This is a genomic window from Rhizobacter sp. (genome assembly GCF_031412075.1).
Taxonomy (GTDB): Bacteria; Pseudomonadota; Gammaproteobacteria; order Burkholderiales; family Burkholderiaceae_C; genus Rhizobacter.
The window spans coordinates 1-6,208 of record NZ_JANOCG010000100.1 but is presented as its reverse complement, the minus strand read 5'-3'; the positions used below and the strand labels follow the sequence as shown (position 1 = coordinate 6,208).

The following is a 6,208-nucleotide window of genomic DNA, read 5'->3' as shown; positions in this document are numbered from 1 at the left end:
ACCAGTGGTACGACACACCCAACCTCCGCGTGGTCACCTATGCCGTCTGCGAGGTGCTGCTGCGCAAGGACGGATTCCAGGTGCTCGACGCCTTCGGCATCCAGGAAGGCCGCGCCGTGCGCAGCTGGCCCAACCTGATGGCCAGCGTGGCCGTCTTCAAGTTCCAACGCGGCTGATTGAGCCCCCCAGTCGCTTTGCTCCTGCCCCCGAGGGGCGCCGCCTGGCGGCCCGGCAGAGCCGGTTCCGCGGGCGTTGCTTGAGGGACAGCTTCGCTGCGCTTGCTGCGAAGCGATGGCGGCTGAGTTGCGGGTTCATCCGGGGCTGGTGAGTGGGCACAAGCTCGCTAGCATTCGGCACATGGTCGACGCCCCACTCCGTTTCCGCACCGCCTCGCTGCTTGACGCCCAGGAACTCGGCCGCCTCAATCACCAGCTGATCAGGGACGAAGGCCATCGCAACCCGATGAGCCTGACCGAGTTGACCGAGCGCATGCGCGGCTGGATCGCCTACGAGGGCTACGAGGCGCTGCTGGGCCTGGACGGCGACGAGATCGTGGCCTACGTGCTCTGGCGCGACCTGCACGACAGCGTCTACCTGCGGCAGATCTATGTGCACGGTGACTACCGGCGGCAGGGCACGGCCCGCCAGCTGATGCTGAGCGTGTTCGAGCGCTGGCCCGAAAAGCGCCTCACCGTCGACGTGCTGGCCGGCAATGCGCGTGCGCTCGCCTTCTGGCGCCGCATGGGCTACCAGGATTACGCGGTGATGCTGGAGCGGCTGCCGCCGGGCAAAGAGAGCTGAGCTCAGGTCGGCTGCGCCAGCGCCGACCTGATCGCGCGTGACAAATCGACCAGCCGGTAGGGCTTGGCCAGCAGCTGCACGCCGGGGTCGAGCCGGCCGTGGTGGACGATCGCGTTTTCGGTGTAGCCCGAGGTGTAGAGCACACGCAGCGTGGGGCGCAGTTGGCGGGCTGCGTCGGCGAGTGCGCGGCCGTTCATGCCGCCGGGCATGACCACGTCGGTGAACAGCAGGTCCACGTCGGGGTGCTGCTCGATCAGCGCCAATGCGCCAAGGCCGTTGTCGACCTCGATCACGCGGTAGCCCATCGAGCGCAGCTGCTGGCAGGCGTAGCGGCGCACCATCTCGTCGTCTTCGACCACGAGGATGGTCTCCTGGCCGCCCACGGGCATGAGCCGGTCGACCAACTCGGGGGCGGGCACCGAGGCACCCAGGGCACGTGGCAGGTACAGCTTGACCGAGGTGCCATGGCCCAGCTCGGAGTAGATGTTCACGTGCCCGGCCGACTGCTTGACGAAGCCGTACACCATGGCCAGGCCGAGGCCGGTGCCCTTGCCTTTTTCCTTGGTGGTGAAGAAGGGCTGGAACACCTGCTCCAGATGCTCGGGCGCGATGCCCCGGCCGGTGTCCGACACGGCGAGCATCACGTACTGGCCGGGCTTCACGTCGATGTGCACCTCGGCGTAGGCCTGGTCGAGCACGGTGTTGGCGGTCTCGATGGTGAGACGCCCGCCGCCGAGCATGGCGTCGCGCGCGTTCAGGCACAGGTTGAGCAGCGCGTTTTCCAGCTGGCCCTGGTCGACCATGGCCGGCCACAAGCCGGCAGCGCGGATCAGCTCGATCTCGATGTGCTCGCCCAGACTGCGGCGCAGCATCGAGTCCATGCCGGCCATCAGCTGGTTGATGTCGAGCGCCTTCGGGCTCAGCGCCTGTTTGCGCGCGAATGCCAGCAGCTGCTGCGTGAGCGCCGCGCCGCGCTGCGCGGCCTGCACGATCATCTCGGCCAGCATGCGTTGTTGTGGGTGGCCCTCGCTTTGTTCGACCAGCAGTTCGGCATTGCCCATCACCACGGTCAGCAGGTTGTTGAAATCGTGCGCCACGCCGCCGGTGAGCTGGCCCACGGCCTCGAGCCGCTGCGAATGCTGCAGCCGCGCGTTGAGCTTGGAGATGTCGTCGTGCTGCCTCGCCAGGGAGGCGGCCGCCTGGTTCAGCGTGCTCATCAACACACCCAGCTCACCCCGCGCCAGGGGGGCAGGGATCTGCGCCGTGAGTTCGCCCTGGGCGAGCTGCCGGGCCATCTGCGTGATGCGTGCGATCTGCTGGCTCAGGCTGATCTCGGCAAAGAACCACACCACCAGAAAAAGCAGCAACGCAAACGCGGCGAGCAAGGCCATGTCTTGCCCGAAGCGGCGGTTCGCGGCGGCCAGCAGCGCGCTCTTGGGCGCACTGGCGAGCAGCCGCAGGCCGGTCTCTTCGATCGCGGAGCTGTCGGCCAGCGCCCACACGCCGGCCTCTCCGGTGGGCCCGGTGAATTCGCTCGTGGCGGCCTTGCGGTGAGCTGACGCAAAGCGGTGCACGGCCGTTCCTGAGATCGAGCTGCCCACCGGGCCCTCGCCACCCATGCTGGCCAGCGAGCGGGCGAGCACGGTGCCTTTGCGGTCAAGCATCAGCAGGCTGGCGCCCGGCACCGGAGGGGCGTCGACCTCGAACAGTTTTTGCAGGTTGAGCGAGGCCAGCAACACGAATTGCAAGTCGCCCTGTACCGAGCGCACCGGGTAGGCGATCTGCAGCACGGCCGAGCCGGTCAAGCGGCCAAACACCGGCTCCAGCACCACCTTGTCCCGGGCCTGCAGCGCGGCCTTGAAATAGGCCCGGTCACGCAGATCGAGCTCGCGCCCCGAGCGCAGCGAGTCGCAGAACAGGCGGCCGTCGGGCTTGATGGTCAGGATGCCGGTGTACTGCGGGTAGGCCTCGCGCACCTCGGAGAGAAAGGCCGAGCAGGCCGCCCGGTTGTCGGTGAAAAGATCCTGCGCGCGGGCCAACCCGAAGTGGAGCTGGGCCGTGCCCTGGATCTTCTCGGCGATGGTGTCGGCGCGGCGTTGTGCGAACAAGGCCAGCGTGGTGGTGTCGGCCTCGATGGCGCGGTCGCGGTCATAGAGAAAGCGCGCGAGCACGAGCAGGGCCGGAAGCAGCGTGGCCAGCAGTGTGAGCAGCAGCAGCCTCGTTCGAATGCTCATTCTGGTTTTTCCCTCCTGCGGCGTGGCAAACCCGGCTGCTATGCTGGCCCCGCTGCCGGTGGGCACACTGTGCCCGTGACCCAGCGGCGAACGATGATAGCCGTGCATGCCCAGCCCGCAGGCCCGTCAAACAGTTCCAGGGGACTCCCATGCCGCCCGCTCGACTGCTCATCCTCGACGACGATGCCATGGTCGGCCAGATCCTGGTGATGGCGGCCAAAGGGGCCGGGTGCGAAGCGCGCTGGTGTGAGCGGCACGAGGCCTTCTTCGAGGCTGTGGGCGACTGGCAGCCCACACACATTGCAGTGGACTTGCTGATGCCCGACATCAGCGGCAGAGAGGTGCTGCACCGCCTCGCGGCCGAGGGCTGCCAGGCACGCGTGATCGTTTCCAGCGGCCTGGGGGCGGGCGAATTGGAGTCGGTGCTCGGTGAAGCGCGTTCGCTGGGTTTGCAGACGGCGGGTGTGCTGCCCAAGCCGTTTTCACTCGCCGCCGTGCGAGCCCTGCTCGTCTAAGTCTCTCGCGCGAAGAAGCGCAGCAGGCGCTGCGCCACCTCGTGTGGCGCCTCGGCGGGCAGCCAGTGCCCGCTGTCGGGAAAGTGCTCCACCGCAGCGGCGCCGAAGCGGTCGGCAAACCTGCGTGGGATGTAGGGGTCGTGGTCTGCCCACAGCACCAGCGAAGGCCTTTGCGCCGTGAGCTTGCGCAACTCGTCTTCCCAACCGGCGAAGTGACGTGGGTCGGCCGCGCGGTACCAGCGCAACATCATCCGCTTCACCGAAGGCGTGATCAGGTCGTAGGTGCGGTGGATCTGCTCGCGCGTGAGCCGGCGCGAGGCCCGCTGCAATTCACGCGTGAAGCCGCGCCGGCTCGTCAACGCCTGCACCAGCTCGCCGATGACCGGTGTGCGCCACAGCCGGCCGAACAGGTGCCAGCGATAGTCGGACGAAAACACCGTGTTCGTGATGACCACGCTGCGCACCTTGGCCGGGTGCCGCACCGCCCATGCGAGACCGAACGGGCCGCCAATGTCGTGCACCAACAGGTGCAGCGGCACCTGGATGTCCAGCGCCACGACGAGCGCGTCGACCCAGCTCGCCATGCCCTCCAGCGAGTAGTCGAAATCCTCGGGTGCGATGGAGCGCCCGAACCCTGGCAGGTCGGGGGCGATGCAGCGGTAGTGCGGGCGCAGGTCGGGAATGACCCCGCTCCACACCTCGCAGGAGTCGGGGTTCCCGTGCAGGAACAGGATGGGAGAGCCGTGCCCCTCATCGACGAGGTGGATGTTTGTCCGACCGACGTTCAGTTTCATGCGCAATCTCTTTCAAGGTCATCCGACAGAAGGTGTTGACGGGGAGATTGTTGGAAACCGGGTTTTTCGACAATGGCGCAAAAAGACCATTTACTATTAATACATGCCAAGCCCAGCGCCCGCACCTGCCAGCCCGTTTCGACTGGGCTTGCTGCTGTTTCCAGGCTGCATGCCGGCCGGTCTGTTCGCGGCCAGCGACATGGTTCGCGCCTGCAACATGCGCGCGGGCCGCGTGTGCATGACCGTGACCTGGGCCGGCACCCGGCTCGAAGAGGTCTCGACGCATCACGGCCCGAAGCTTCGGGCGCAGTCGACCGTGGCAGACGGTGGCTGCGATGCCTGGTTGATGCCCGGTCTCTGGCTCGCTTCCACCGAGGGGCTGGATAGTGCAGTACGAGCGCAGCGCGACATGGTCGAAGCCCTGCGCGCGTTGCCACGAGGGGCGCAGCTCTGGAGCTACTGCGCGGGCGTTGCGCTGGCGGCCGCTGCAGGCCGGCTCGACGGGCATGCCGCCACCGCGACGTGGTGGCTCCGGCCGGCGCTGGCCGAGCACTTCAAACGCGTGACATGGCGCAGCGGGCCTGACCTCGTGGTCGACCGCCGCGCCATCACGGCGTCTGGACCGAGCGGCTACCTGCCGCTCATGCTCGACCGGCTTTCACACTGCTTTGCCGACGACGTGGTGCAAGACATGCAAGAGCTGCTGATGCTGCCCAGCCCCCGCAGGCGTCACCCCTCGTTCGAGCCGGTCGAGATGATGAGGCTTGCCGACCCGGCGATGCGGGCGTTGCTGGCATGGGCTCAACGCACTCCCGCCCAGGGCGTGTCGCTGGCCGAGGCGGCCCGGCAGCAGAGCGTCTCGGTACGCACGCTGGCCCGCCTGGTCGACCGTGCCAGCGGCATGGGCGCGGGAGAGTGGTTGCGTCGCGCCAAGCTCAGCCAGGCCGCCGAGGCCTTGCGCAGCACGCGCACACCCATCAAGGCCATCAGCGAGGAGTTGGGGTTTGGCAGCGAGGCCAGCCTGTACCGGGCCTTCAGGTCAGCGACGGGGCTGACGCCATCCGCCTACCGCCAGGCGTATGGCTCGACGGCGCGCGCGGCAGTGGCTTCGTCGCCAAGCATCGCCACGCGGGTGAGCCCGCGTCAGCGCGGGTGACGGCGCGGCAGCAGCTTGCCGCCACCGCGTGTCATCAACGCGGCGCCGCACCACCACACCGCCAGGAACAACACCCACACACCGAGGCCGAAGGCGCCTGCCATCAGCAGGCTGTCGGTCGTGAGGCCGAACGAGGGGCGGAAGGCGGCCCAGGTGGCCTGCGCCATCTCGGCGTCGGCATGGCTCAGCAGGTAGCCGGCCTGGTGGAACACGTCGGTATCGAGGGCGGCCAGCGTGCGCTGCAAATACGCCACCGAATCGGCCATCGCCTGGATCGCCGCGCCCTCGGCCCGAAAGGTCGGGTCGGTGCTGGCCAGGTGGTGCTGGACCAGCTTGGCCAGGCTGCCGTCGTGAAAACGGTTGGCGATCTCTTGAAACGGCGCCAGGTCCCTAAGGGCCTGGCCGAGCGCGCCGCCCACACGCTGGCGGTATTGCGCCAGGTAGCTGGGCACCATGCCGCCCGCGAACATGCCGATGACCAGCACGGCGCGGTCAAGCAGGCCGCGCAGCACGCTAGCAGGCATCAGCCGCCGCCGGGCCGCCCCAAGGCGGCTGACGTCCCCATGGGGGGCAGGAGCGAAGCGACGTGGGGGCGGACAAATCAGCCGCCGCCGGGCCGCCCCAAGGCGGCTGAGGTCCCCGTGGGGGGCATGGCCGAACCGACGTGGGGGGGGACCAAAACGGCGCACCGGCGACGCGCGATGGCGG

6 protein-coding genes are annotated in these 6,208 nt (G+C 68.3%); 3 read left to right on the top strand and 3 right to left on the bottom strand.

The window, feature by feature from the left end:
* Window positions 1–357 precede the first annotated feature (357 nt).
* Window positions 358–801 carry a GNAT family N-acetyltransferase gene (locus RMO40_RS03815; RefSeq protein WP_309716543.1) on the top strand — a complete coding sequence of 148 codons (444 nt, stop codon included), beginning with the start codon at window positions 358–360 and terminating at the stop codon, window positions 799–801.
* Window positions 802–803: 2 nt separating this feature from the next.
* On the opposite strand, the gene RMO40_RS03810 is transcribed toward RMO40_RS03815, so the two are convergent.
* A complete protein-coding gene (locus RMO40_RS03810; protein WP_309716540.1) occupies window positions 804–3,035 on the bottom strand; it encodes an ATP-binding protein in 2,232 nt (743 codons plus the stop codon).
* 149 nt (window positions 3,036–3,184) lie between these two features.
* On the opposite strand from RMO40_RS03810, the gene RMO40_RS03805 reads away from it, so the two are divergent.
* The gene (locus RMO40_RS03805; RefSeq protein ID WP_309716537.1) at window positions 3,185–3,550 is read left to right on the top strand and encodes a response regulator; all 366 of its coding nucleotides are present in this window, start codon (window positions 3,185–3,187) and stop codon (window positions 3,548–3,550) included.
* Here the strand turns inward: RMO40_RS03805 and RMO40_RS03800 are convergent.
* A complete protein-coding gene (locus RMO40_RS03800) occupies window positions 3,547–4,344 on the bottom strand; it encodes an alpha/beta fold hydrolase (RefSeq protein ID WP_309716534.1) in 798 nt (265 codons plus the stop codon). The two genes, RMO40_RS03805 and RMO40_RS03800, sit on opposite strands and share 4 nt — an antisense overlap.
* Window positions 4,345–4,492: 148 nt before the next feature.
* Here RMO40_RS03800 and RMO40_RS03795 point away from each other — a divergent pair, with 148 nt between their 5' ends.
* Window positions 4,493–5,500: a helix-turn-helix domain-containing protein gene (locus RMO40_RS03795; protein WP_309716531.1), complete on the top strand. Its 1,008-nt coding sequence runs from the start codon at window positions 4,493–4,495 to the stop codon at window positions 5,498–5,500.
* Here RMO40_RS03795 and RMO40_RS03790 read toward each other — a convergent pair.
* Complete coding sequence (locus tag RMO40_RS03790; protein WP_309716528.1) at window positions 5,488–6,024, bottom strand: DUF2937 family protein; 537 nt, start codon at window positions 6,022–6,024, stop codon at window positions 5,488–5,490. The genes RMO40_RS03795 and RMO40_RS03790 overlap by 13 nt on opposite strands.
* Between the last annotated feature and the right edge of the window lie 184 nt (window positions 6,025–6,208).